The following is a 24254-nucleotide window of genomic DNA, read 5'->3' on the forward strand; positions in this document are numbered from 1 at the left end:
AGCGCAGACCCGAGGATCCATTCCGTGACTTCAACGCGCCGCTACGGTCCAGAATTCTGCTCTGCTCCACTCCACGGCAGAGGTAACGGCATGGATTCCAGGGTCTGCGCGCGTCGCTTCGCTCCTTGCTTCGCCCTGGAATGACGAAGTTGTTAGGTCTCAGTCAGTCATGAAGGTCACGACGTCAGCCTGTTCGCCGCCGTCTCCGCCATCGCGTCGGCTAAACTCATGCCCCATTGCCTGCGGCAATAGTCGCGAAAATCGAAGCAGGGCAGACCGGGGCAGACTTCGAACTCGATCAGATGGATGGTGTCGTCGGCCTCGACCCTGAGGTCGATCGAGAAGACGTCCTTCAGGCCAAGCCCGGCGATCAGCTTTTGCGCCATGGCGCGGATCGCCCGATCGGCTATCGGCTGGCTGGCGGCGACCGGCTGAAGCTTCGGCTCCGCATAGGCGCCGGCGTCCCTGGCGGCCTGGCCGGTATCGCCGTAGAGCGCCTGGCTGTCGGCCATGGTCTGGAAGTCGCCGCCGGAATCCACAAAGGCGATGCCGAGCGCCTGGACACCCGTTTCCGGCCTCAACCCGAGGAAGCTCGCGCGCGCATTGCGGCCGGCGACGTAGGGCTGGACGACGACATCGTCGCGGTAATGGGCAAAGACGCGCCGGCTAAGCTCCAGCGCATGGCCAAGATCAGCCGCGCGCGAATCCGGCCAGATGCCGATCTTGGCGCCGAGCCGGTTGGGCTTGACGAACCAGCCGGCCGGCGAGGCCGGGGGCTCGACCAGCCACGCGCCGTTGCGCGCCAGACCAGCCGGCGGGACCGGCAGGCCGAGTGCGCCGAGCACGGCGCCGGAGCGGAACTTGTCCTGGCAGAGCGCGAACAACGAATCGTCGGCGCCGACGGTTTTCAGCCCGTTCAGCCTTGCCAGCGCGGGCGAAGCGCCGCCACGGAAATAGGCGATGCCGTCGGTCAGTGTCCAGACGAGCGTTTTGGCCGGATCGGCTTTCGCCAGTACGGCCGCCGCGTCGTCCAGTTCGACCGGCAAAAAGGCAAGACCGCGCTTTTCGCAAGCGGCGGCGAGCTGGCCGAATTCGCAGGCGAGATCGGTCGACTGCGCCAGATAGGACGATATCTCGATGGCGCGTTCCGCCGGGCAGCCGTCCGCGACGAGCCTGTCGAAACAGGCCTTCTCCGGCTCGTGGACAAGGATCAGCGTCGGCCCGTTGCGCGGCATGGAAGCTCCCGGCGAAATCAAGCTACCATCGCATGGCCGTTGCGATCGGCTTGCGGGAAACCGACCGGCCCGGACGGTTGCGTGACAGCAGTGCTAAACTGCTCAGGCGATCAGCACGCGTGGCTCGAAGCGGCCCCTGACGGGAATATCGAGAAGAAAGGTCATGCCGGCCTGCGGGTCGAGCGCGCGCTGCTTCTCGTCCTTGCCCTTCCAGGCCGACGTCACAGCGATGCGGTCGGCCTTCTGGCCGACGAAGGCCGAGCAGGAGGGTTGCGTCACCGGCATCGGGATTTCGCGCAGCAGCGCGCCGTCGGGCGAATACGCCTTCACCGCCTTGCCGCCCCAGACCGCGTTCCAGAGAACGCCGTCGCGGTCGACGACGGAGCCGTCGACATAGCCTTTCTGCGAGCGGTGGTCGACGAAGACTTTCGGCTCGCCTGTCGGCAGGCCGGTTGCCGGATCGCAGGCGACGCGCATCAGGAGGCCCGTCGCGGTGTCGGTGTAATAGGCGATCGTCCCGTCCTCGGAAAAGCAGATCGAGTTGGAGACGGTGATGTCGGCAAACAGCCGGCGCAGCTCGCCCTTGAAGAACCAGTAGATCGAGCCGGCGCCCTTCCCCTCGTCCTTGCCCATCGTGCCGACCCAGAAGGCGCCGCAAGGATGGACGCGGGAATCGTTGGAACGGGTCGCAGGATTGTCGGCCTCGATCGGCGTGTGCAGCGTCAGCTTGCCGGTCTTGACGTCGCGGACCTGCAGGCCGACCTCGGTGGCGATCAGCTGGCGGTCGTCGTCGATGACGGCAATGGCGCTGGCCATCAGGCCGAGGTCATGGACCTTCAGCGCGCCGGCGAGCGGCTTTTCCAGAAGCTTGCCGTTGACGATGTCGAACCAGAAGAGGGTGTCGGTGCCGGGATCGTAGCTCGGCCCCTCGCCAAGCTGGCAGATGTGATCGCTGAAGACCGAAACGCTGTCCATCATTTCCCTCCGAATGCCTCGTCCCAGACGGCGACCGCGGCGCGGGCGCGCTCAGCCACGTCCTCGACGCTGGCGCCCGGCTTGTAGAGGCTCGACCCCAGACCAAACACGCTGACGCCGACCGCCTTGTAGCCGGCAAAGTCCTTGTCGGAAACGCCACCGACGGCGCCGATCAGGGTCGATGCCGGCAACACGGCTCGAATTGCCGCGATGCCGGACGCGCCGAGCACACTCGCCGGAAAGAATTTCAGCGCCGACGCGCCGAGCCGGATCGCCTGGAAGGCTTCAGTGGGTGTGAACACGCCGGGCATCGTCACCATGCCGTAGTCCTTCGCGCGGCCCATGACCTCGGCGTCGATGTTGGGGCTGACCAGCAGCCGGCCGCCGGCCTCGCGCAAGGCGTCGACATCGGCGGCCGTCAGCACCGTGCCGGCACCGACCAGGGCCGTTTTCGGCAGGACCTCCACGATCCTGGCGATCGACGAAAACGGCTCAGGCGAGTTGAGCGGCACCTCGATCGCCTCGATGCCGGCGTCGAACAGTGCCTGGCCGATGGCAATCGCTTCGGTCGCCTGGAGGCCGCGCAGAATGGCGACCAGCCCGCGCTTGAGCTTGGGAAAGGGGGCTGTCTGACTCATCGGGCAACTCCGGTTCTGGCAATCATGCCGTTCTCGCGCGCGGCCTCGACAAGGCCGGCGCGCACCGCTTCATCCGCATCGACGATCCTGAAGGCAAGACCGGCGAGGCCCAGGGCGGCGCCGTAAAGCGAAGCCAGCGCGCCGGAGGCGATCAGCACAACCGGCGCTTCGCTGACACCATAGCGGCGTTTGGCCGAGGCGATCTCGCCGCCGATCAAGAGTCCGGACAGGCAGGCCGCCGCCTCGTCGGACTTCAGGTCCTGCAGCAGCCCTGCGGCGCGGATCGCGAACAGTTTCGAGGTGACGTCGCCGCCCTCGCCCAGCGCTTGGCTGCACCAGTGGCGGAAGAACGGGTTGTCCGCAGCGACCGGGGCCGGATGCTCGCCGAGCGAATGTTTCAAGATCGAGTGCGTGGCCAGCACGGAAAACAATTCGCCGGTCGGCCAGGTGCCGAAGCCGGCGACGGTGCCGTCCTCGACCGCGACCCACTTCGAATGCGTCCCGGGCATGCAGACCAGGTGGCGGCCCTTTGCCGGCAAACCGGCGCCGGCGAGCTGGGTTTCCTCTCCGCGCATGACATCCGGCGCATCGGCCAGGCGCTGGGCGAGGCCCGGAACGATGCGGATATCGCGGCGCTCGCCCTCTATGCGGGCGGCCTCGCCAAGGATGGCGCCGATCGGCGCCGGCACCGTGACATAAGGCGCCTCGATCCAGCCCTGGCGGGAGCCGGCCATGCCGCAGATGATGACGGGCAAGTCCTCCGGCGCGCCCATGGCGGCAAGGTGACCCTCCAGCACGTTGGCGAAGCCTTTTTCGCGCGCGGTGATCAGCCCGTCGTCGCCGCGCCGCTCGGCAAGCATCTGGCCTTCGCCGTCGAGCAGCCAGGCCCGAAGCCTTGTCGTGCCCCAATCGAGGGCGGCGACCGCGGGCGCGCCGCTCACAGCACGCCTCCGTCGACGATCAGCATCTGCGCCGTCAGCATGCGCGAAGCGTCCGACGCCAGGAACAGCACCGTGCCGACGATGTCGTCGGGCCGCATCACCTCCTTGATGCATTGCTTGGCGACATGAGCGGCGAGCGTCTCTTCGGTAACCCAGAGCTCCTTCTGGCGCTCGGTGATCACCCAGCCGGGCGCGACCGCGTTGACGCGGATGCCGTCGGCGCCGAGCTTGCCGGCAAGGCCCTTGGTGAGGCCGAGTATGCCGGCCTTGGCCGCGGTGTAGGCCGGCATGTCCGGATGGTTGATGAGATAGGAGGTGGAGGTGAAGTTGATGATCGAGCCGCCGCCGGCGCGCTTCATACCCGGCGCCACCGCCTGGGCGGTGAAGAAATGCGGCCGCAGGTTGATAGCGAGATTGTTGTCCCAGAACTCGACGGTGACGTCCTTGACCTCATGACGGTCATCGAGCGCGGCGTTGTTGACGAGCACCGTGACATCGCCATGCGCTTCCGCGGCCTTGGCCACAGCAGTGCGCAACGCCGCCACGTCGCGCAAATCGGTCTTGAGGTAGAGCGGACGCCGGCCAAGCTCCTTTTCCAGGCGGTCGGCGAGCACCGTGCTGGGCTTGTCGGCGATATCGATGAAGGCGACCTTGGCGCCTTGCCGCATGAAGCCTTCGGTCAGCGCCGCGCCGATGCCGGAGCCGCCGCCGGTGATCAGCACCGAGGCGCCGTCAAGGTCGGCGAAACGCGCCGATGGCATCATGATTTCTTTCTCCCTTTGGCCGGCGCGCATCCTAGCCACGCAGGTGCCAGGGGCAAGGGCGAAAAAGCGGATTTCAGCGCTTATGTCCGACAAATGAGGTCTGCTGCGCGGCAGGCTGTCGCGGCCAGACGGAAGCGCTTTACGAGTACCCCCACCCCTAACCCCTTCCCACAAGGGGGAGCGGAACTATGCCGACATTGTTTCGGCCGATGTCTTCGCGCACCTGTTCGCGATGTCCCCGGTCCAAACAGAGGGGAGGGGTTAGGGGTGGGGGTAGTCAGATCGCCTTGGCGTGCAGCGCGCCGCGATAGGAGTCGCGCAGGTAGCCCAGCGTGGCGTCGGCATCGGCCGGCTTGCCGAACAGATAGCCCTGGCCGCCGGCGCAGCCGAACTGGACGAGGCGGTCGGCCTGCGCTTCCTCTTCGATGCCTTCGGCGACCACATCCATGCCGAGCCCTTCGCACATGGCGAGAATGGCGCGGATGATGTGCTCCGACGGCCGGTCGTCGAGAATGGAGGAGACGAAGGCGCGGTCGATCTTCAGCTTGTCGAAATGGAATTCGCGCAGGCGTCCGAGCGACGACTGGCCGGTGCCGAAATCGTCGAGCGAGACGCGGATGCCGACGCGGCGCAGGTCTCCGACGATCTTTTCGGCCGAAGCCGGGTCGGTCATCAAGCCGGTTTCGGTGATCTCGATCTCAAGCCGGCTCGGATCGAAGCCGGTGCGGTCGAGGATCGCCAGGATATGCAGGCCGGTGTTCTGGTCGACGAGCTGCGACGGCGACAGATTGAAGGACAGGAACAGGTCCTTCGGCCAGTTGCGGGCAGCCTCGGTCGCCTTGCGCAGGACGAGCTGCGACAGCGGACCGATGATGCCGCGCTCCTCGGCGATGGGAATGAAGACGCTCGGCGGCACCGTGCCGAGATCGCGATCGGTCCAGCGGGCCAGCGTCTCGAAGCCGATGGTGCGGCGACTGTTGAGATCGACGATCGGCTGGAAATGCGGCTCGACCTCGCCGGCGGAGACGGCGCGGCGCAGCGCCTGCTCGATACGGGTGACGCGCTTGGCGGCCTCCTCCATCTCGCGGGTGTAGACCACGACGCGGCCGCGGCCCGAACGCTTGGCGTGGTAGAGCGCGGTCTCGGCCTTGTTGATCAGGATCTCGGTGGTCTCGTCGCCGGAATAGAACAGCGAGCAGCCGACCGAGGCCGACAATCTCGCGGTACGCTCGCCGACGTCGTAGGGCGCCGACAGGATCTCGATCAGCATGCGCGACTTCTCGGCCGCCTGCTCCTCGCTGAACACCATCGGATAGAGATAGGCGAACTCGTCGGCGCCGATACGGCAGACGGTGGAATAGCCGTCCATCGAGGCGCGCAGGCGCATCGCCACCTGGATCAGGATGTCGTCGCCGGCCTTGTGACCGAACAGGTCGTTGATCGGCTTGAAGCCGTCGAGATCGAGGATGCCGACGGTGAAGGGCGCGGGATCGTCGGCGCGATCGCTGATCAGGCGATCGACCTTGTCGAAGAAGCGACGATGGTTGCCAAGCCCGGTCAGCGGATCGGTGAAGGCCAGATCCGAGTTTTCCCTGCCTGGCTGCCCGGTGCCAAACGTCGTTTGCATCATGTCCCTGTTGTGATGGCGGTATTTATCTTCAGACTGGCAGCAAAGCGTTTAGGAAAGGTATCGGAAAAATCGATTTTTCAATGGCCTCAAAAGTCCGCACGGCGCTTAAAGCACGTGGCGCTGAAACGGATCAGGCGACGCGTTTTTAGTCTTTGTTTTGATGCATGTCGTTGTCCCAAAACCGCTGCGCAGTTTTGGGCGACATGCATTAGCCGGCTTGCCTGAGGCGATAGAGCTCGATCGGGCTGCCTTTCGTCTCGGCGACCGGCTCCAGCCAGTCCGGAACACTGCCCTCGAGCAGACCGGAAAGGAAGCCGCGCGGCGCCCTTTTGGCCAGCATGGCGCTTTCGCCGCTGCCGCGGCAGACCGCCACCAGGCCGACGCGATGCGCCTCCACGATTTTGCGTGCCGCGTCCGGCGTGCCGAGAAACGCGTCCAGCACCAGAAGATTGCCGGCGACATTGCGGTGGTAGGGACCGGCAAAGACCCGATGCCCCGAAAAGGCCAGGATCGGCGACCCCAGATTGGACGTCGCCAGCACGCTGGTTTCGGGCATGCGGCCGAACGCCGCGAAGCTGGCCGTCTTCTCGCAACCCTTGTCGGTGCTGCTTTCGTCCGCGGCAGAGGTGTTTTTTTCCAATGCTACCGAGGTCGCCGCGGCGGCGCCTATCCAAACCGGATTGATCGATACAAGCCAGACCGCACCAAGGCGCAAAGCCACTGCCAGCGAGGAATTGGTTTCGGCCCGCGCGCGCCATTTCGCGATCCAGGCGGACAGCGGGATCACGCCAAAGGCGATCGAGAATGTCGAGCCGCGCACCTGCCAGACCGCAACGCTGAAGGCGACGACGAGCAGCGCGCCGACAAGGCTGTCCTGCCGGCGCCACCCGCCACGGCCCAGACGCAGCGCCATCAGAAAAATCGCCACCAGCGGCGTCCCGTAGCGCGCCGCCACGAGCGCAGGCTTGTCGACAACCAGCGCAAACAGCGACTGGGCTTCCGTGATGTGATCCAGCCACAATTGCTTGAGACGCGGGTCGAGGCTGGCATAGGGCGCGGTCAGGCATTGCGGGAACAGCGCCAGCATGACCAGCCCGATGGCCGCCGCCAACACGGCGAGCGACGCCAGACGATGCCGCCGGCCGCGAGCGGCGAGCCCGCTCGCGGCAATAGCCGAGAGCCCGATACCGGCGACGGCGGCGGCGACGAACTGCACCGTCGAGAAGGCGTCGCATCGCGCCTCGCCCCATGCCGAGGCCGGGATGGTGGCCAGGAAGACAAGCGTCGAGACACCGGCGAAGCCCAGTCCGAAATCCCTGGCGATCGCGCGCTCGCCGCTCTCGTCGACAACAAAAAGCAGCGCCACGCAGACGCCGATGGTGGCGACATAGGGCACGGTTTCCATGCCGACGGCGAGCGTCAGCGCCGCGCAGAGGCCGGAAACAAACGCGGCTGCCCGATGCGCCGGGGCCTCGAGCAGCAATGCGAGGCTCGCCATGGTCAGCATCAGCTGGACATTGTGATGGTCGAGCGCGCCGGGCGAATAGATGCCGAGGAAATAATAGGCGGCGGCGCCGATCAGGATCGCGGGCACCACCGCGCTCCGGCCGGCGAACATGCGCGCCGCGCGGGCAGTGAAGAACAGCGTCGAGCAAAACAGCAGCGCCGGCCAGAGCACCTGCGCGATCTTCTCGGCAAGGGGCGTGCTGCCGGTCAGCGCCGAAGCGGCCAGAATGATGGCGGCGATCGGCGCGTCGACCAGCCGGGACCAGTGCACGACGAAGCCGCCTTCCAGGCCCATCCTGTACTGGTGCAGATCGAACCAGCCCTGGCCGTTGAGCAGATCGCGGACCTCGACCAGCCGCAGCAGATTGTCATTGTCGACATCGGCCAGCGCGCCGAAACCCATCCACGCGCTGAACGCGAACGCAGCCAGCGTTGCAAGCAACGCCAGCATGAAATCGTGCTTCCGGGTGGCGACGCCGTCCTTGGCTGTGCCCATCGTCGAAACCTTCGGAGGTAGAGGGCTTAAACCTAGCCTTAACGGCTTCAATAAATAGTAAAGCGGCCCGGAGACGCCGGCATCGGGGCCAGCATTGGCGCGACCGATGGGCTTGGGCCGGGCGCTGGAGACAGACATGCCGCATGAAGTCCGCAACGAGCCGGCGATTGCCGTGCTCCTGCCGTGCTACAATGAAGAGCTGACCATCGGCGAGGTCGTGCGGCGCTTCCGCGAAACGCTGCCTTCCGCGGCGATCTATGTCTACGACAACAATTCGAAGGATCTGACGGCGCTCAGGGCCCGCTCCGCCGGCGCGATCGTCGTGCGAGAACCGCGCCAGGGCAAGGGCAATGTGGTGCGCCGCATGTTCGCCGACATCGACGCCGACATCTATGTGATGGCCGACGGCGACGGCACCTATGCGCCGGAAGATGCGCCGCAGCTGATCAACACGCTTTTGACCGAGCGCTGCGACATGGTGGTCGGCACCAGGCGCGGCGTGACCGACGACGCCGGCCGCTCCGGCCATGCCTTCGGCAACCGCCTCTTCAACCGGCTCTACAAGGGCCTGTTCGGCGCCGACTTCACCGATATCTTTTCCGGTTACCGGGTCTTTTCGCGGCGCTTCGTCAAGAGTTTCCCGGCGGTTTCCGGCGGCTTCGAGATCGAGACCGAAATGTCGGTCCACGCCTCGCAGCTCAAGCTGCCGGTGAGCGAGATGGCGCTCGATTACGGCCGCCGCCCCGAAGGCTCGTCGTCGAAGCTGTCGACTTTCAGAGACGGCGCCAGGATCCTATGGATGTTCGCCATGCTGATGAAGGAAACGCAGCCGCTGCGTTTCTTCGGCACCTTTGCCCTGTTCTTCCTGGCGGCCAGCATCGGCCTGATGATACCGGTGCTGATCGAATTCGCCGAGACGGGACTGGTGCCGCGCTTGCCGACCTGGGTGCTGTCGGTCGGCCTGCTGCTGTTGTCCATGCTGGCGGCCGTAACCGGGCTGATCCTCGATTCGGTGTCGCGCGGCCGCGCCGAACAGAAGCGCATCTTCTATCTTTCGATCCCGTCCGGCCGCATCGAGCGCCGCGTCAACGGGCAGGCGCCCCTGAAGAGCGAACCGGGCAAGCCCTCGCGGGCGGCCTGATGGGCAGGCTTGCCCGCTTCGTCCTTGCCGGCGGCATCGGCTTCGTCGCCGACGCGGCCGCGCTCTGGCTGCTGCTTTCGGTCACGCCGCTTGGGCCGTTGATCGCGCGCGTGCTTTCGATCGGCTTCGCGCTCTGCGTCACCTGGCAGATCAACCGCCACCTGACCTTCTCGCCGTCGAGCCGGGGCATGGCGCGAGAGGGCGCGCGCTACGGCGGCGTCGGCATCGCCACCAGCATCGTCAACTATCTCGTCTATTGCGCCGCCCTGTTCGCGCTGCCGGGCCTGCCGCCGCTGGCGGCGCTGGTGATCGCCTCGCTAGTCGCGATGGCGCTGTCGTTCCTCGGCTATTCCCGCCTGGTCTTCGACCGCTGAGCTTCTGCACCAAGCAAGCACGATTGGCAGACGCCGCCGAGTTCCTTATATCGACGGCAGAGTTCGGAGAACGAAAATGCCGCTGAAAATCGCCGTCCAGATGGACCATGTCTCGACCGTGTCGATCGCCGGCGACACCTCTTTCGCGCTGTCGCTGGAGGCGCAGCGGCGCGGCCACAAGCTCTTCCACTACACGCCCGACCGGCTGTCGATGCGCGACGGCAAGGTGTTCGCGCGCGTCGAGGCGATGCAGGTGCGCGACGAGAAGGGCAACCACTATTCGCTGGGCGAGCCGGTGCGCACCGATCTGTCGGAGATGGACGTGGTGCTGCTCAGGCAGGACCCGCCCTTCGACATGAACTACATCACCACCACCCACATCCTCGAGCGCATCCATCCGAAGACGCTGGTGGTCAACGACCCGGCCTGGGTGCGCAACAGCCCGGAAAAGATCTTCGTCACCGAGTTTCCGGACCTGATGCCGGAGACGCTGATCACCAAGGATCCCCAAGAGGTTGCCGCCTTCCGCAGGGAGTTCGGCGACATCATCGTCAAGCCGCTCTACGGCAATGGCGGCGCCGGCATCTTCCATCTGCACGAGGCCGACCGGAATCTGGCCTCGCTGCTCGAGATGTTCGGCCAGCTTTTCCGCGAGCCCTATATCGTGCAGCGCTACCTCAAGGACGTGCGCAAGGGCGACAAGCGCATCATCCTGATCGGCGGCGAGCCGGTGGGCGCCATCAACCGCGTGCCGGCCGAGCACGATTCGCGCTCCAACATGCATGTCGGCGGCCGCGCCGAGAAGACCGAGCTGACGGAGCGCGAACGCGAGATCTGCGCCCGCATCGGACCGGCGCTGAGGGAACGCGGCTTCATCCTGGTCGGCATCGACGTGATCGGCGACTGGATGACCGAGATCAACGTGACCTCGCCGACCGGCATTCGCGAGGTGCAGCGCTTTGGCGGGGCGGATATTGCCGCCCTGTTCTGGGATTGCGTTGAGGGGAAGCGGGCCTAAGGCACCCGGATCGGTCCGCCAAGATCGCCTCGCCGCGCTTAGAGCAGCCCGCTTTGCTGGCCCAGATCGCGTAGCAACTTCTGGTCATCAGATCGCATTCTGTTTGCCCGAATGAACAACTCGTTTCCGTTTTCCGGGCTTTCACTGTTGACCAGTTGAGCCAATTGTTTCGCCTCTTCGGTCCGGCCGGCTGCGGTCAGCGCCAAGACCGCAACACGCCTCACATGGGCGTGAGCGTTGCGATGGAGCGTTGCGCGCAAGGCCCAGGCAGCAGCCTCATCGGCTCTTCCGAGTCGCAGCAGGGAAACGGCGCGCACCGCTTGGTTAGGAGCGAGGAAGGGGTCGAATGGCGAGAGTTCTCTTGCATGATCGGCTGCCTGAATGGCCGTCTCGGCATCCCCAGAGTGAGCTTGAATGAAGGCCCGCGAGTAATGCCCAAAAGCATATGAAGGACTGAGGACGGTCGCGTACTCCAGAGCCTCGATGGCTTCCTCGCGCGCACCGATGATCCAGAGGGCGCGCCCGAGAGCGCAATGTGCGGCGGGGTCGTGTGGATCGATCTCCACCGCGCGGGCCGCAAGATCGTCAGCGATCCGGCCTTCCTCGGAGAGATGCGACGGATCAAACAGATACGCTTTCAAAAAATGTGTGAACGAGAGACTCGCATAAGGAGGTGCAAAGTGCGGGTCGAGGTGGATCGCCGCCTTGAACAGATTCTCGGCGACCGTATTGTCCTGACCGGTGAACATGTGCATGTGCCACAGGCCGCGATGATAGGCCTGCCATGCGTCCAACTCATGAATAGGTCGCCGGACTGCTATATTGCGCTCAGCGAGATTGACCTCGCCAGCTACCAGCGTGGCGATCTCGTCAGCCATACTCTGTCCGAACTGCGAGATGGATGCGAGAGGCTTCGAGAATATTTCGGAAAAAAGCACATGGCCGTCGTCGGCCGCGATCAACTCGACATCGACCCGAAGGATCGATCCGTCGAGCGTGATGTTGCCGGCGCAGACATAGTCGCAGCGAAGCAGCCGGGCGGCCTCCAGCCTGCTCAGGCCGACCGCCGACAAAGCCTGCAGCGAGTTCGCGGCGATGACGAAGACGGTTCGCAGTCGGGCAACATCGCGGATGATGTCCCGCAGCAACCCGTCCCTCAAAACATATAGGTGCGGGGAAGCAATATCCTCGAGCGCGAACGGCAGCACCGCGACCGCGGGCCTGTCGCGCCCCGAGATGCGGGCCGACTGCGCTTCGGCTGATTGGGCCGACCCCACAAGAGGCACTGTCGATCTGCTTTCATCCACCAATAAGTCGAACGCGCGCCGCAACGATCGTTCACCGAGCAGATCCGCATCGACCTGGGGCGTTAGAAGCAAATCGAGCCGAGCTTCCGACGGGAGACCTTGTTCCCCGAAGTTTTGCGACCTTGCTAGAGGTTCTGCGCTGTCTCCATCATTACCGCGACCGTTCGCTTGGTCCTGCGATTGAAGCGTTAACATGTAGCCGCGCTTTGCGACCGTCTTGATGAGGGTTGCCCGCTCGTCGCCAAGAACGTTTCGAAGGTCGCGGATCGTCTGCGTCAATGCGTCGTCAGTTACGACAAGACCTTTCCACACGACCTCAAATATCTCATCTCGGCTGACCACGCGGTTTGCGTGCTCAACGAGAAAGACCAACAGCGAAAACGTCCTCGCGCGGACATCGACAGGCCTGCCGTCGTTCAAAATGAGACCCCGCTCCCGGTCGAGAGCATATGCGCCAAGCCGGATGACGGCCTTGTCCGGATGGTCGGCTTCTCTCAAACGGCGTCTCCCTAGAAGCGCGCCTTACAATAGCGTAGCCCCGCATATTAGGAAATTCGCAGCTACGGGCCGTCGAGATATTCGATCCAATTTCATCTCGATTTCGGAAATGTTTCGGCTGGATATCAGGCCTGGCGCCACAAGCTCGCCTAGTCTCCACCTGCCGCTCAGGAAAAGCGGCTTGAGAGGAGAGATAACCATGGCCACCATCGAATTTCCCTACAGTGCAGCGACCGGACGCAAGGAGAGCCGTGCTGTCCGTTGCCTTTTTGCGCTTCTGCACGGAACAATCGCCGCCGTTCTGTGGCTGCCGCGCTTCTGGGTACAACGAAAGCAGCTCGCTGTCCTCGCGTCGATGAGCACTCGCGAGCTCCTGGACATCGGCCTGAACACCTGCGACATCGCCAACGCCCTCGCGCAGAGAAACGAACAGGACCCGACAATGTACCTGGCAGATGTCGCCCGCGAGCGCAGGTTGCGCAGGCAGACTTAGGTCATTCTCGTCGGTTGTAGCCTGTCTGGTCACGCCTGGTCACGAAGCAATCCCGGACATTTGAGTTCACCGTTGATGATGCACATCGCAGCGACAGCAAGCACCTTTGCGCTTGCCTTGAAGGCATTCTATTTTGGAGCATGGTAGCCGCTAGTGGGCATAGAATGTCGGTACTGCGTTCCTTAAGAATCTACGCGCCGCCCAACGCGGTGCTGGCTGCGCCTGGGCTTCTGGCGGTGGCTGCGCTCACGATACCGGACATGTCCGAACGAAGCAGACTGGCTCTGGCTGCCGTGCTCGCGGTCATTTGGGGCGCCTATCTCCTGCAACTGGCCGCGACGCTGCTCAAGCGCCGGGCGGGAGACGTACGGAACAGGACGCCGGCAATCGCCATCGATGTGCTCGCGGTCTTGGTTCCACTCGCCGCATTTCTGCTCGTCGGCACGCCCGACCGGAGCCTCTACTGTGCTGTCTGGCTGCTGAAACCGCTGCGCGACTCGACTTTCTTCCCGGTGCTGGGCAGGGTGCTGGCCAACGAAGCGCGCAATCTGATCGGCGTCACCACGCTCTTCGGCGTCGTTCTGTTCGGTGTCGCGCTCGCGGCCTATGTCATCGAGCGCGACATCCAGCCGGAAAAGTTCGGCAGCATCCCCCTGGCAATGTGGTGGGCGGTGGCTACGCTGTCCACCACCGGCTATGGCGACGCTATTCCGCAAAGCTTCGCCGGCCGCGTCCTTGCCGGGGCGGTCATGATGAGTGGCATCGGCATCTTCGCGCTCTGGGCTGGCATTCTTGCCACCGGCTTCTATCAAGAAGTCCGTCGCGGGGATTTCGTCCGTAATTGGCAATTGGTCGCGGCCGTACCGTTGTTTCAGAAGCTCGGCCCGGCCGTGCTGGTCGAGATCGTGCGCGCGTTAAGACCTCGCACCGTGCCGGCGGGCGCCGTGATCTGCCGCAGTGGCGAGCCCGGTGATCAGATGTTCTTCGTTGTGGAGGGGCGCGTCAGCGTCGCGACGCCGAACCCGGTGGAGCTTGGCCCTGGCGCCTTCTTCGGCGAGATAGCGCTGATCAGCGGCGAACCGCGTATGGCGACCGTCAGCGCCGCAACGGCGGTCTCGCTCCTGTCGCTGCACTCGGCGGATTTCCAGATGCTGTGCGGCAGCAGCCCGGAGATCGCGGAAATCATCCGCAAGACCGCGCTCGAGCGGCGCGGCGCATCACCGACGGCCTGACCATACTAGATGCGCAGTTCCAGACCGCAATGGTGCATCATCGCGACCCAAGATCGTCGCCAGCCTGATCGCGACCTGCCGGACCTTGCCGACATCAAGGCCAGGAGAGCGCCAAGCGGGCGCTGGAGGTGGCGGCGGCCGGTGGGCACAATCTCCTGATGGTTTGCTACATTAATTTCCACCCGAAACCCACATCGTCTCTGGTCGTCGCCGGGTGCTGCCTGAAGGCGTAACAGTGACCCTATCCAGCCGTTGCAAGCACGCTGCCGGAAGGCCTTGATCGGGTGGAAAATCGCCGTACTGCGCGCCTGTCGGAAACCACGTGATTGCGGAGGGACGTCGCCTAGCCTATGCGCTGAGGCTGGCTCACTCTAGCATCCGCCCGTTGAATGGAACCGCTACGAAGCTTACGGGCAGACCCGGGCCGCCGCGCTTGAGCACCTTGATCATGGCCTCAAACCCATAGAATCGTTACAGGGCGCGGTCGTCGAGCGAATTTTTCGGCAGCCTATTGATGTGCGACTTGGGACGCTACCGATATCAGTTCCTCGGGCTTCGGCGCCCTGAACGTTTGGAGACCAACCTCCAGAACTTCAGTGAAGCTCCAGCGCACGATGCCCTCCCGGTCGATTAGGAACTGACCGACAAGCTGCCCCTGGCCGGAAGCCATCATCTGCTGATCGGCTTCCGTAATCTCATATCCTTCCTTCTTGTTGAGTAACTCGTTCATTGCCATCACGTCCATAGGTTCTGGCAACTCGCCCGGAAGGTCAATCCGTATCGCCGTGACCGTGTCCATCCCGACCTCGCGCAAGCCGAAAGCACGATGCGAGGCCCGCTCCGGGTCGGACGCGGCGAGAAGGTAGGGCATCGGGTGGTAGCGGAAATAGAGCCGTGCCCGTTCGACCGGCGTATTGACCACTGCCAGGCATTCGACGCCTTTCTCACGCAGAGCCGGATTGAGTTGCGCCATGGCCGCGACGTGACGGCGGCAGAACGGACAGTGCAGACCGCGAAACAAACCGATCAACAACGGGCTACGGCCTCGAAAATCATTGAGCGCAATCTTGCCTTCGCGCGAGATAGCATCGAGCACTATATTGGGCGCTGGGTCGCCCGGCTGCAGTGGGCGGTCAACACTACACATGGACATGGACAAACTCCTCGCCCAAGCTCAGTCGGCAAAAGGCAGCAACACTACATTTCGGGTTGGGCCCGTGCTGGGCGCAAACTCCCGCGCCAGAGCAAACAGCGTTCGGCCTCTGCCATATTGCCGAGGTCAAGATTGCAAGCCCATCATAGCACGGAAAAAGCATCTGCGGCTCACGCGTATCGCGAGCCGTCTCGGGCGCCGCGGCAAACAGTGGTCGTCTCATCCGTGCCATGGGACGACCACAGCGGCGAGACCGACAGGATCTTTCAGATGCGCGTTCTAACGGTGCTCAACGTCTTGAAACTTGGGCGGCTTCGATGTGGCCGGAGCCAATGTGGCGAATGAATTTCACTCCGTAGCACTCCCGAATTGTTGTTCTGAAGGTCAGGTTCCGAAGCTTGTTTTTTGACGCTGAAGTCTGCGGCGACTAGGGTCGTCAACGGATCGTATCACGACACTTGCGAGGCTGGCCGGCAATGTCGGGAGCTGGCGCGACCTGCTCGTTCTGGCAGATGAGCCAACGGCACCTTTCCCCCCACCCATTGCTGCCCTTCCTGGGCCGTTTCTCCTTCCCGAAACCCGACGTCGAGCGCAACCAGCGCTCCTGACCCGAACCGGTCATAGACTACGACGAGGGCGATCGAGACGCGGGGATTTGCCGCCCGCAGCTTAGCGATTGCATCGCGTGCGGTCGATCCCGACCGTCGGGAGGAACCGAGCGTCTTAGCGATGCTCGCGCCGCAACGACAGCTGCTATCTGCGAGCGACCAGGACGTGAGCCTCTTGGGGGAACGTCAACTCCCCTCCACTTGAATAGATTGCCAGCGAGGAACTTAGATCACCCGTGATCGCTGTGATTACTGCGTCGCGATGTCCGGCATCCATTCCGCTCACCAGTCCAGCCTGGGGAGTTGCTGCTAGCTGTAGTCGCACGTATTCCTTTGGCGAGGGGAATCGGATGTTCTGGGTAATCGTGTGGACGGTCACATGGCGAAAGCCCGTGCCAGCCACCAGTCGGTAAAGCTCGTCAGCATCGGCGAGTGAATGCTCGGACCGTTTGGTTGCCGAAGCGCCTGGACCGAGATGTCGGTCCAAGGCATCTGCCAGAGCCTTCGCCGCAGGAGTGTGGTCAATAGCGCTGAAAACGCTTAAGGCCAGTCGGCCGTTAGGCACCAGCACCCGGAACATTTCACGTAGCGCACCCGATCGGTCCGGGAAAAACTGCAGTCCGAGCTGGCAAAGAACGAGATCGAAGGTGGAGTCAGTGAACGGCATTTCGAGCGCGCTTCCTTCGCACCAGTCAATACGCGGTCCAGCGCCTGTCGGGAGCGATCGAGCAACGGCAAGCATGCCCGTATTGATGTCGAGGCCGACGACCTGCCCCCCTCCCATACGCTCGGCCGCGACGCGTGCCACCACGCCGGTGCCGCAGGCGAGGTCCAGAACCCGCTCACCAGATTGAGGCGCAGCACGATCCACTAGGTCGGCGGCCCACAGGGCGGTAATTGCCGGGACCAAGTAACGCTCGTAGAGTTCCGCGCCGCTGCCTTCCAGCTGCCACTGCTCCTGCTGGGCCATAGAGTCCCTCCCGCACAACCAGCCGCTCGGGCAACGGGCCCGACCAGAGCTTTAAACAGCAATCATAAAGCGCGTGTATGTCAACCAGCAACCAGTGTGGAAACAGAGCAGATCGATGGAAGGTCCGCTCCCCCACCCTAACGAGACCTCTACTCCTGTCTCAGCGAATGTCCCCCGGCGCCTTCTTCGGCGAGATAGCGCTGATCAGCGGCGAACCGCGTATCGCGACCGTCAGCGCCGCAACGGCGGTCTCACTCCTGTCGCTGCACTCGGCGGATTTCCAGATGCTGTGCGGCAGCAGCCCGGAGATCGCGGAAATCATCCGCAAGACCGCGCTCGAGCGGCGCGGCGCATCGCCGACGGCTTGACCGTACTGCAGTCCCGGACGGTAGTGGCGTATCATCGCGGCCCAGGATCGTCGCCAGACGGCGTTCCTCTGTTCCCGTAATGTTCTTGCCTAAATCCAAAATCTATGGTTGTCTGACCTGACCTTGCTCGCGGGCTGATCGCAAATCCGCGCGCGAGCCGGCATCCGGGGGCTTGAGAAACATGGTGGCGCGGGTTCGCACGGTGGCTTTCCAGGGCATCGAGGCCGTGCCGGTCGATGTCCAGGTGATGATCGCGCCGGGCAAGGTCGGCATGCAGATCGTCGGCCTGCCGGACAAGGCGGTGGCCGAAAGCCGCGAGCGCGTGCAGGCGGCACTCCATGCATCGGGCCTGTCGATGCCTTCGAAGAAGGTGACGGTGAACCTCGCGCCGGCCGACCTGCCTAAGGAAGGCAGCCACTACGACCTGCCGATCGCGCTCGGCCTGATGGCGGCGCTCGGCGCCGTTCCGGGCGACATGCTGGCCGGCTATGTCGTGCTCGGCGAACTTTCGCTCGACGGCACCATCGCGGCCGTGGCCGGCGCGCTGCCGGCGGCGATCGGCGCCAATGCCGAAGGCAAGGGGCTGATCTGCCCCTTCGCCTGCGGGCCGGAAGCGGCCTGGGCCGGCAAGGATTTTGACATCCTGGCGCCGCGCAGCCTGATCGCCATCGCCAATCATTTCCGCGGCACGCAGGTGCTGTCGCGCCCCGAGGCCGGCATCCAGCTCGCGGCGCGCGACCTGCCGGACCTCGCCGACATCAAGGGCCAGGAAAGCGCCAAGCGGGCACTCGAAGTGGCGGCCGCCGGCGGGCACAATCTTTTGATGGTCGGGCCGCCCGGCTCGGGCAAGTCGATGCTGGCGCAGCGGCTGCCCTCGATCCTGCCGCCGCTGGCGCCGAAGGAGCTGCTGGAAGTCTCGATGATCGCTTCCGTGGCCGGCGAGCTCGGCGAAGGCAAGCTCACCGACCGGCGGCCGTTCCGCGCTCCGCATCACTCCGCCTCGATGGCGGCGAGGGTCGGCGGCGGGTTAAGGGTCCGGCCAGGCGAGGTGTCGCTTGCCCATCACGGCGTGCTGTTCCTCGACGAATTCCCGGAATTCACGCCGCAGACGCTGGATGCGCTGCGCCAGCCGCTGGAGACCGGCGACTGCGTGATCGCACGCGCCAACCACCGCGTCACCTACCCGGCGCGCATCCAGCTGGTGGCGGCGATGAACCCGTGCCGCTGCGGCATGTCGGGCGAGCCCGGCTATCGCTGCCTGCGCGGCGAGCGCTGCCGCACCGAGTACCAGGCGCGCATCTCCGGCCCGCTGCTCGACCGCATCGACCTTCGGATTGAGGTGCCGGCGGTCTCCGCTAGCGACCTGATCCGGCCGGACAAGGCCGAAACGAGCGCCTCGGTGGCGCAGCGCGTGGCCCGCGCCCGCACCATCCAGCGCGAGCGCCTGGAAAGGCTGAGTGCTGCGGCCACCACCAACGCGCATTGCCCGCCTGCGATCATCGAGGAGATCGCCAGGCCCGATGGCGCCGGACTGGCGCTGCTTAAGGACGCCAGCGAGAAGCTCGCCTTTTCGGCGCGGGCCTATCACCGCGTGCTGAAGGTAGCACGTACGCTGGCCGACCTCGACGCCAGCGAAACGGTCGGCCGCATCCATCTCGCCGAAGCGATTTCCTACCGCATGAATGCGGAGCGGATGGCGCAGGCGGCGTAGATTTCAGCATTTTCCGTACAGCTTTTCGGCGCCACCCAAGCCATCGGAATACCTGAGCTATTCTCTGTTCGTCAGGATGGAATGAAATGCTTCTGGCATTCGGGACGAGTGTCTCTGGGAGCACATGGCCTCGGGCGGGGCTGCGGAACCTGCCTGAAATCATGCGGCTCGAATTTCACTGTTATTGTATTGCCAGTAGTACCCTTGAATTCACCGCCTGCGGTGAGAGCGATGGGAGCTAGACCCACACTCACCTTGCCATTGACATCCTTAACGACATTGATCGACATTTTGAACGTATTGGCGTCGGTAGATCCCTGCTTCAACTTCAGGCATACATCGCTGGCATCATCGCCACTCTGCAGAGCAGCGCTCCACAAGTTAACCATTGCTCTGGCTATCGGAGCCTTTTCGAGGGCGCCTGGTTGATAGTCCACCGGTTTGCTGCTGAGTGAGACCTCCTCTTGCACAAGGAGCGTTTGGCTGTCGGTTGTCACCTGGCTTGCCCCCAAATTACCTCCAACGGTTCCCCCACCTATTGGCATAGGGCTTACAACAGCACCGGCGCTTACAGTGCCCTCTGATGTTGAAAGCAATTCCATTTGACAGAAACTATATCAAATCCAATTAGGCCGTTGCCGCAAACCTTAGCTCGTGAGTTGGCTAGCACTGCAGGATACCCCAAAGACGACCTCTGGTATGCTGTATAAACTCCTATTTGACGTTTTACCTCGGCAACAACTTTATATACGTCAGACTGGCTGATTGGTTTTAACTTTTCAAACTGCGTTGAAACACAACCTTCTATAAACAAAAAAGCAACTACCGCAATTATGCCTAAGTTGCGCATAGCAATCCCCCTCGCTACAATTCCCCAATTGAAATTTCTGCTCCTCTTTCGTTAACTTATCAACTAAATAAGACTCAAAGTGCCCACGCTGGCCGACCTCGACGCCAGCGAAACGGTCGGCCGCATCCATCTCGCCGAAGCGATTTCCTACCGCATGAGCGCAGAGCGGATGGCGCAGGCGGCGTAGTCACAAGGAACCCGCAAGCGCGCCGGGTCCGTTTCTCCAAGCGGACCTTCCTTTGCCGGCGTCAAACGGCCTCTGGGATCAGCTTCTGCAATGTCGGCGTCATGATCGTGGCGAAAGCCGCAGTATCGCCATAGGTTCGCGCAGAAAGCATCGCCCCGTGCACGGTCGCCATGAAGGCCTCCGCCTCAACGCGCGGCGCAGCGGAAATTGTCAACGTGCTTTGCCGGGCGCCCCGCTCGATGACACCGGTCAGCCACCCCGAGAGAAACTGAAAATACGCCCGGACTTCCACGGCAACCTCTGGCGGAAGGGCCGGAAGCTCACTGGCGAGCAGTGCGCAGACGCAGAACGGCCGGCTCGCATCCTCAATGCAGCGAGCCCAAAAGCCGGCGTAGGTTCGAAGCAACTCAGGCGGCTCAGGCACATTGCGCTCAAGCTCCGCCATGCCCGTGACGGCATCCTCGAGGTAGCGCCTGACCAGGGTTTGCACCAGATCGACCTTGCTGGGGAAATGGTGGTGGATGCTGGCCTTGCGGATACCGATCACCTCGGCGATATCGGCGTAGCTGAACCCGTTGTAGCCGCCGGCGACGATGAAGCGTCGCGCGGCGGCCAGGATGTCATCGGCAGTGTTCGATGGCTTGTTCATAGACATGCCTAACGTCCAGCGGAGAAAACCTCAACTCACGGCCCGCGGCGACTTGCGAAGAGCGCCGCCGACCGACAGCCACACGGCGGACACGAGGAAGTAGAAGGCGCCGAAAGCGGCATAGGGCGCAACGTTGGCGATGCCAATGGCCTCCATGCCCCCGGCCATCTTTACGAAAAACAGGCCCGCCAGCGCCGATTGGGCGCCGCTCAGGATCATCGCCCACTGGGCGCCGTTGGTTTTCCAGCGACGCACCGCGGTCAGCAGCTGAAACACGCCGGAGCCAACGGCCCAGACGCCATAGACCGAGAGCACCGCGTTCATACTGTGACCAAGCGCGATCGTGACCGCGATCGCAGTGATGACGCTGACGACCAAATTGAGCAGCTGCGATTTGTTGCGGCTGAGCCCACCGGTGCGCCGCGCGTCAATGTAGTTGGCGAGCGCGTCCCATAGAGGGTAGGCCACCAGCATGACGGCGGCAAACGGTGGACTGTCTTTCGCGACCGTGAAAGCCAGCGCAACCCAGGCCGCCGATACGGCAAACCGCAGGAAATAATAGCTTTTGAGCCAGGCGTTTGAAGACAGGGCACGGCTTTGATCGTTCATTTGTGCAGACATGATGGGATCTCTCGTTTGACGAGCCTACCAACTAGTAGGTAGATTATGGATCGTCAAGGCATCGCCGATCACCTCGACATCTCATTTATGTGATCGGTCGTTCGCGTATAGCCGCGCATGGACCGCGCTGGCCGAAGATCTGTCGAAGCTGCGCGGGACGGGCCGAACTGAGGCTCCTGCTCAAATGGGCGCGCTACGTCCCTCTCCCCTTGAGGGGTGGGGCAATCGCATATGGCGCTCCCCCTCTCCGTCTCGGCTTCGCCGAGCCACCTCTCCCCCACTTTGTGGGGGAGAGGAACCCAAGCTTTTCAAGGCCGCGGCGTCAGCAGTTAGCGTTTCCTCGCCCCCATGAAATGGGGGAGAGGTGGCCGCGTAGCGGTCGGAGAGGGGAGCCAGCGCTGCCATATGCGATTGCCCTGCCCGTCGCCGCCTTTTTGAGCTGAACCGGACGGAGTGCGGTAGCGGTGACATCGCTTCGTGGCGTCGAAATGGGAGTCGGCGCGCACTTAACCCGGCCCTTCGGACCACCCCCCTCAAGGCAGGGCTATTGCATATGAGATTCTTGCGAAGAGAGACCCCCTCCCCCTGTGGGGAGGGGTTAGGGGTGGGGGTATTCGTAGGGCGCAAACCGTCGCTATCCATATGCGATAGCCCTGCCCCTCAAGAGGAGGGGCGCCGGCGCTACCGGCCTCAGGCTTGCTCCCGCGCCTTCAGCTCCAGCCGGCGCGCATGCAGCACCGGCTCCGTATAGCCGTTGGGTTGGACTGTGCCCTTGAAGACCAGGTCGCAGGCGGCCTGGAAGGCGATTGAGTTATCGAAGTCCGGCGCCATCGGCCGGTAGAGCGGGTCGCCGACATTCTGGCGGTCGACGATCGCCGCCATGCGCTGCAGCGAATCCCGCACCTGGATTTCCGAGCACACCTTGTGGCGCAGCCAGTTGGCGATGTGCTGCGAGGAAATTCGCAGCGTGGCGCGGTCCTCCATCAGGCCGACATCGTTGATATCGGGCACTTTCGAGCAGCCGACGCCCTGGTCGATCCAGCGCACGACATAGCCGAGGATGCCTTGCGCGTTGTTGTCGAGCTCACGCTGGATCTCGTCCGGCGTCCAGTTCGGCCGCACCGCCACCGGCACCGACAAAATATCGTCGAGCCTGGCCTTCGGCCGGCTCTTCAAGGTCGCCTGCACGGCGTGCACGTCGACCTTGTGGTAGTGCGTGGCGTGCAGGGTCGCCGCCGTCGGCGACGGCACCCAGGCGGTATTGGCGCCGGCCTTGGGATGCGCGATCTTCTGCTCCAGCATCGCCGCCATCAAATCGGGCATCGCCCACATGCCCTTGCCGATCTGGGCGTGGCCGGAAAGCCCGCATTCGAGACCGGTGTCGACATTCCAGGCCTCGTAGGCGGAAATCCAGGCGGCCTGCTTCATGTCGCCCTTGCGGATCATCGGGCCGGCTTCCATCGAGGTGTGGATCTCGTCGCCGGTGCGGTCGAGGAAGCCGGTGTTGATGAACACCACGCGTTCCCGTGCCGCGCGGATCGCTTCCTTGAGGTTGACGGTGGTGCGCCGCTCCTCGTCCATGATGCCCATCTTGATGGTGTTCTTCGCCATGCCGAGCAGCGCCTCGACGCGGTCGAAAATCTCGACGGCGAAGGCGACCTCGTCGGGCCCGTGCATCTTCGGCTTCACCACATACATCGAGCCCGCGCGGGAATTGGCGCACCGCCCGTTCGGCCCAACGTCATGCAGCGCGATCAGCGCGGTGAGCGCGGCATCCATGATGCCTTCCGGCACCTCTTGGCCCGCGCGGTCGAGGATCGCCTGATTGGTCATCAGGTGGCCGACATTGCGCACCAGCATCAGCGAGCGTCCGGGCAGCAGCAACTGGCCGCCATTCGGCGACGTGTAGCGGCGGTCCGGATTGAGCTTGCGGACAAAAGTCTTGCCGCCCTTGGTGATCTCTTCCGCCAGGTCGCCCTTCATCAGGCCGAGCCAGTTGCGGTAGACGACGACCTTGTCCTCGGCATCCACGGCGGCGACCGAATCCTCGCAGTCCTGGATGGTGGTCAAGGCCGATTCCAGGATGAGATCGGCAATGCCGGCCGGATCGGTCTTGCCGATCTGGTTGGCGCGGTCGATTGCAATCTCGATATGCAGGCCGTTCTTGACCAGAAGCACGGCCTCGGGATTCTCGGCATCGCCGCGATAGCCGGCGAACTGCTTCGGGTCGGCAAGCGTGGTGGCGCCGGCGCCTTCGCCGACCCTCAGTGCGCCGTTCGCCACCGAGAGCCCGTTGACGCCGGCCCATTTGCCCGTGGTCAGCGGCACGGACTGGTCGAGGAAATCCCTGGCCCAGGCGATGACCCTGGCGCCGCGCGTGGGATTAAACCCCTTGCCCTTCTCGGCGCCGCCCGTCTCGGGGATGGCATCCGTGCCGTAGAGCGCGTCATAGAGCGAGCCCCAGCGCGCATTGGCGGCATTGAGCGCATAGCGTGCGTTCATCACCGGCACGACGAGCTGCGGCCCGGCGACGACGGCGATCTCGGGGTCGACATTGTCGGTCGAGACACTGAAGATCGGACCTTCCGGCACCAGATAGCCGATCTCCTTGAGGAACCCCCTGTAGGCTTCCATGTCGACCGGCGCGCCGTTTTCGCGATACCAGCCGTCGAGCTTTTCCTGCATGGCGTCGCGTTTGGCGAGCAGCGCGCGGTTCTTCGGCGCCAGATCATGGACGATGGCTGAAAAGCCCTCCCAGAAGGCTTCCGGATCGATGCCGGTGCCGACTGCTGCCTCCTCGGCCACGAAGTCATGGAGCTCCCGGGCGATTTGCAACCCGGCGATCTCGATGCGGTCGGTCATCAGCACGTCTCCAGATGATAGGCTTTG

The 24254-nt window shown here is 63.8% G+C and carries 20 protein-coding genes and 1 pseudogene; 8 read left to right on the forward strand and 13 right to left on the reverse strand.

Translation table 11 applies throughout. The annotated features are described in order from the left end of the window. Window positions 1-176: 176 nt before the first annotated feature. From EJ070_RS08565 to EJ070_RS08595, 7 genes are all read right to left on the reverse strand, one after another. Entirely contained in the window at window positions 177-1235 is a 1059-nt protein-coding gene (locus EJ070_RS08565; RefSeq protein WP_126090953.1) for a D-alanine:D-lactate ligase-like protein, read from the reverse strand. Between the two features lie 102 nt (window positions 1236-1337). Further along, window positions 1338-2213: an SMP-30/gluconolactonase/LRE family protein gene (locus tag EJ070_RS08570; protein WP_126090954.1), complete on the reverse strand. Its 876-nt coding sequence runs from the start codon at window positions 2211-2213 to the stop codon at window positions 1338-1340. Next, window positions 2210-2848, reverse strand: a complete 639-nt coding sequence (locus EJ070_RS08575; RefSeq protein WP_126090955.1) for a 2-dehydro-3-deoxy-6-phosphogalactonate aldolase — start codon at window positions 2846-2848, stop codon at window positions 2210-2212. The genes EJ070_RS08570 and EJ070_RS08575 overlap by 4 nt, the downstream gene beginning before the upstream one ends. Further along, entirely contained in the window at window positions 2845-3789 is a 945-nt protein-coding gene (locus tag EJ070_RS08580) for a 2-dehydro-3-deoxygalactonokinase (protein WP_127220193.1), read from the reverse strand. Before EJ070_RS08580 ends, EJ070_RS08575 begins: the two co-directional genes overlap by 4 nt. After that, the gene (locus EJ070_RS08585; protein WP_126090957.1) at window positions 3786-4553 is read right to left on the reverse strand and encodes an SDR family oxidoreductase; all 768 of its coding nucleotides are present in this window, start codon (window positions 4551-4553) and stop codon (window positions 3786-3788) included. The genes EJ070_RS08580 and EJ070_RS08585 overlap by 4 nt, the downstream gene beginning before the upstream one ends. Before the next feature lie 277 nt (window positions 4554-4830). Further along, window positions 4831-6180 (reverse strand): EAL domain-containing protein, encoded by a 1350-nt coding sequence (locus EJ070_RS08590; protein ID WP_126090958.1) that lies wholly within the window; start codon window positions 6178-6180, stop codon window positions 4831-4833. A gap of 211 nt (window positions 6181-6391) precedes the next feature. Continuing rightward, window positions 6392-8185 carry a GtrA family protein gene (locus tag EJ070_RS08595; RefSeq protein ID WP_126090959.1) on the reverse strand — a complete coding sequence of 598 codons (1794 nt, stop codon included), beginning with the start codon at window positions 8183-8185 and terminating at the stop codon, window positions 6392-6394. 136 nt (window positions 8186-8321) lie between these two features. On the opposite strand from EJ070_RS08595, the gene EJ070_RS08600 reads away from it, so the two are divergent. The 3 genes from EJ070_RS08600 to gshB all read left to right on the forward strand — a co-directional run bounded on the left by EJ070_RS08600 (window position 8322) and on the right by gshB (window position 10718). Continuing rightward, a complete protein-coding gene (locus EJ070_RS08600) occupies window positions 8322-9326 on the forward strand; it encodes a glycosyltransferase (protein WP_126090960.1) in 1005 nt (334 codons plus the stop codon). Then, window positions 9326-9700 carry a GtrA family protein gene (locus EJ070_RS08605; RefSeq protein WP_126090961.1) on the forward strand — a complete coding sequence of 125 codons (375 nt, stop codon included), beginning with the start codon at window positions 9326-9328 and terminating at the stop codon, window positions 9698-9700. The genes EJ070_RS08600 and EJ070_RS08605 overlap by 1 nt, the downstream gene beginning before the upstream one ends. A 76-nt stretch (window positions 9701-9776) precedes the next feature. Then, window positions 9777-10718 carry a glutathione synthase gene (gene gshB / locus EJ070_RS08610; protein WP_126090962.1) on the forward strand — a complete coding sequence of 314 codons (942 nt, stop codon included), beginning with the start codon at window positions 9777-9779 and terminating at the stop codon, window positions 10716-10718. Window positions 10719-10756: 38 nt separating this feature from the next. Here gshB and EJ070_RS08615 read toward each other — a convergent pair whose 3' ends face one another. Then, window positions 10757-12523 carry a winged helix-turn-helix domain-containing protein gene (locus EJ070_RS08615; protein WP_126090963.1) on the reverse strand — a complete coding sequence of 589 codons (1767 nt, stop codon included), beginning with the start codon at window positions 12521-12523 and terminating at the stop codon, window positions 10757-10759. Window positions 12524-12722: 199 nt separating this feature from the next. Between EJ070_RS08615 and EJ070_RS36210 the strand changes: the two genes are divergently transcribed. The 3 genes from EJ070_RS36210 to EJ070_RS37005 all read left to right on the forward strand — a co-directional run bounded on the left by EJ070_RS36210 (window position 12723) and on the right by EJ070_RS37005 (window position 14481). Continuing rightward, a complete protein-coding gene (locus EJ070_RS36210; protein ID WP_189350448.1) occupies window positions 12723-13016 on the forward strand; it encodes a DUF1127 domain-containing protein in 294 nt (97 codons plus the stop codon). 164 nt (window positions 13017-13180) lie between these two features. Continuing rightward, window positions 13181-14248, forward strand: coding sequence for a cyclic nucleotide-gated potassium channel (locus tag EJ070_RS08625; RefSeq protein WP_126090965.1), 1068 nt, complete (start codon window positions 13181-13183; stop codon window positions 14246-14248). Window positions 14249-14370: 122 nt separating this feature from the next. Beyond that, on the forward strand, window positions 14371-14481 hold the full coding sequence (locus EJ070_RS37005) for an ATP-binding protein (RefSeq protein WP_245464938.1): 111 nt from the start codon (window positions 14371-14373) through the stop codon (window positions 14479-14481). A gap of 275 nt (window positions 14482-14756) precedes the next feature. Here EJ070_RS37005 and EJ070_RS08635 read toward each other — a convergent pair whose 3' ends face one another. Next, complete coding sequence (locus EJ070_RS08635) at window positions 14757-15401, reverse strand: peroxiredoxin-like family protein (protein WP_126090966.1); 645 nt, start codon at window positions 15399-15401, stop codon at window positions 14757-14759. A 753-nt stretch (window positions 15402-16154) separates the two neighbouring features. After that, window positions 16155-16979, reverse strand: a complete 825-nt coding sequence (locus tag EJ070_RS08640; RefSeq protein ID WP_126090967.1) for a methyltransferase domain-containing protein — start codon at window positions 16977-16979, stop codon at window positions 16155-16157. Between the two features lie 173 nt (window positions 16980-17152). On the opposite strand from EJ070_RS08640, the pseudogene EJ070_RS08645 reads away from it, so the two are divergent. Then, window positions 17153-17347 (forward strand): annotated as a pseudogene (locus EJ070_RS08645) (cyclic nucleotide-binding domain-containing protein); the annotation flags it as partial. Between the two features lie 181 nt (window positions 17348-17528). Next, window positions 17529-19058 carry a YifB family Mg chelatase-like AAA ATPase gene (locus EJ070_RS08650; protein WP_126090968.1) on the forward strand — a complete coding sequence of 510 codons (1530 nt, stop codon included), beginning with the start codon at window positions 17529-17531 and terminating at the stop codon, window positions 19056-19058. Window positions 19059-20156: 1098 nt separating this feature from the next. On the opposite strand, the gene EJ070_RS08660 is transcribed toward EJ070_RS08650, so the two are convergent. The 3 genes from EJ070_RS08660 to EJ070_RS08670 all read right to left on the reverse strand — a co-directional run bounded on the left by EJ070_RS08660 (window position 20157) and on the right by EJ070_RS08670 (window position 24227). Next, window positions 20157-20744, reverse strand: a complete 588-nt coding sequence (locus tag EJ070_RS08660; protein WP_126095685.1) for a TetR/AcrR family transcriptional regulator — start codon at window positions 20742-20744, stop codon at window positions 20157-20159. Between the two features lie 30 nt (window positions 20745-20774). Next, the gene (locus EJ070_RS08665; RefSeq protein WP_126090970.1) at window positions 20775-21365 is read right to left on the reverse strand and encodes a DUF308 domain-containing protein; all 591 of its coding nucleotides are present in this window, start codon (window positions 21363-21365) and stop codon (window positions 20775-20777) included. Between the two features lie 690 nt (window positions 21366-22055). Beyond that, window positions 22056-24227, reverse strand: a complete 2172-nt coding sequence (locus EJ070_RS08670) for a malate synthase G (protein WP_126090971.1) — start codon at window positions 24225-24227, stop codon at window positions 22056-22058. Window positions 24228-24254: the final 27 nt, after the last annotated feature.

Origin of the sequence: Mesorhizobium sp. M1E.F.Ca.ET.045.02.1.1 (assembly GCF_003952485.1) — a bacterium.
Classification (GTDB): domain Bacteria; phylum Pseudomonadota; class Alphaproteobacteria; order Rhizobiales; family Rhizobiaceae; genus Mesorhizobium.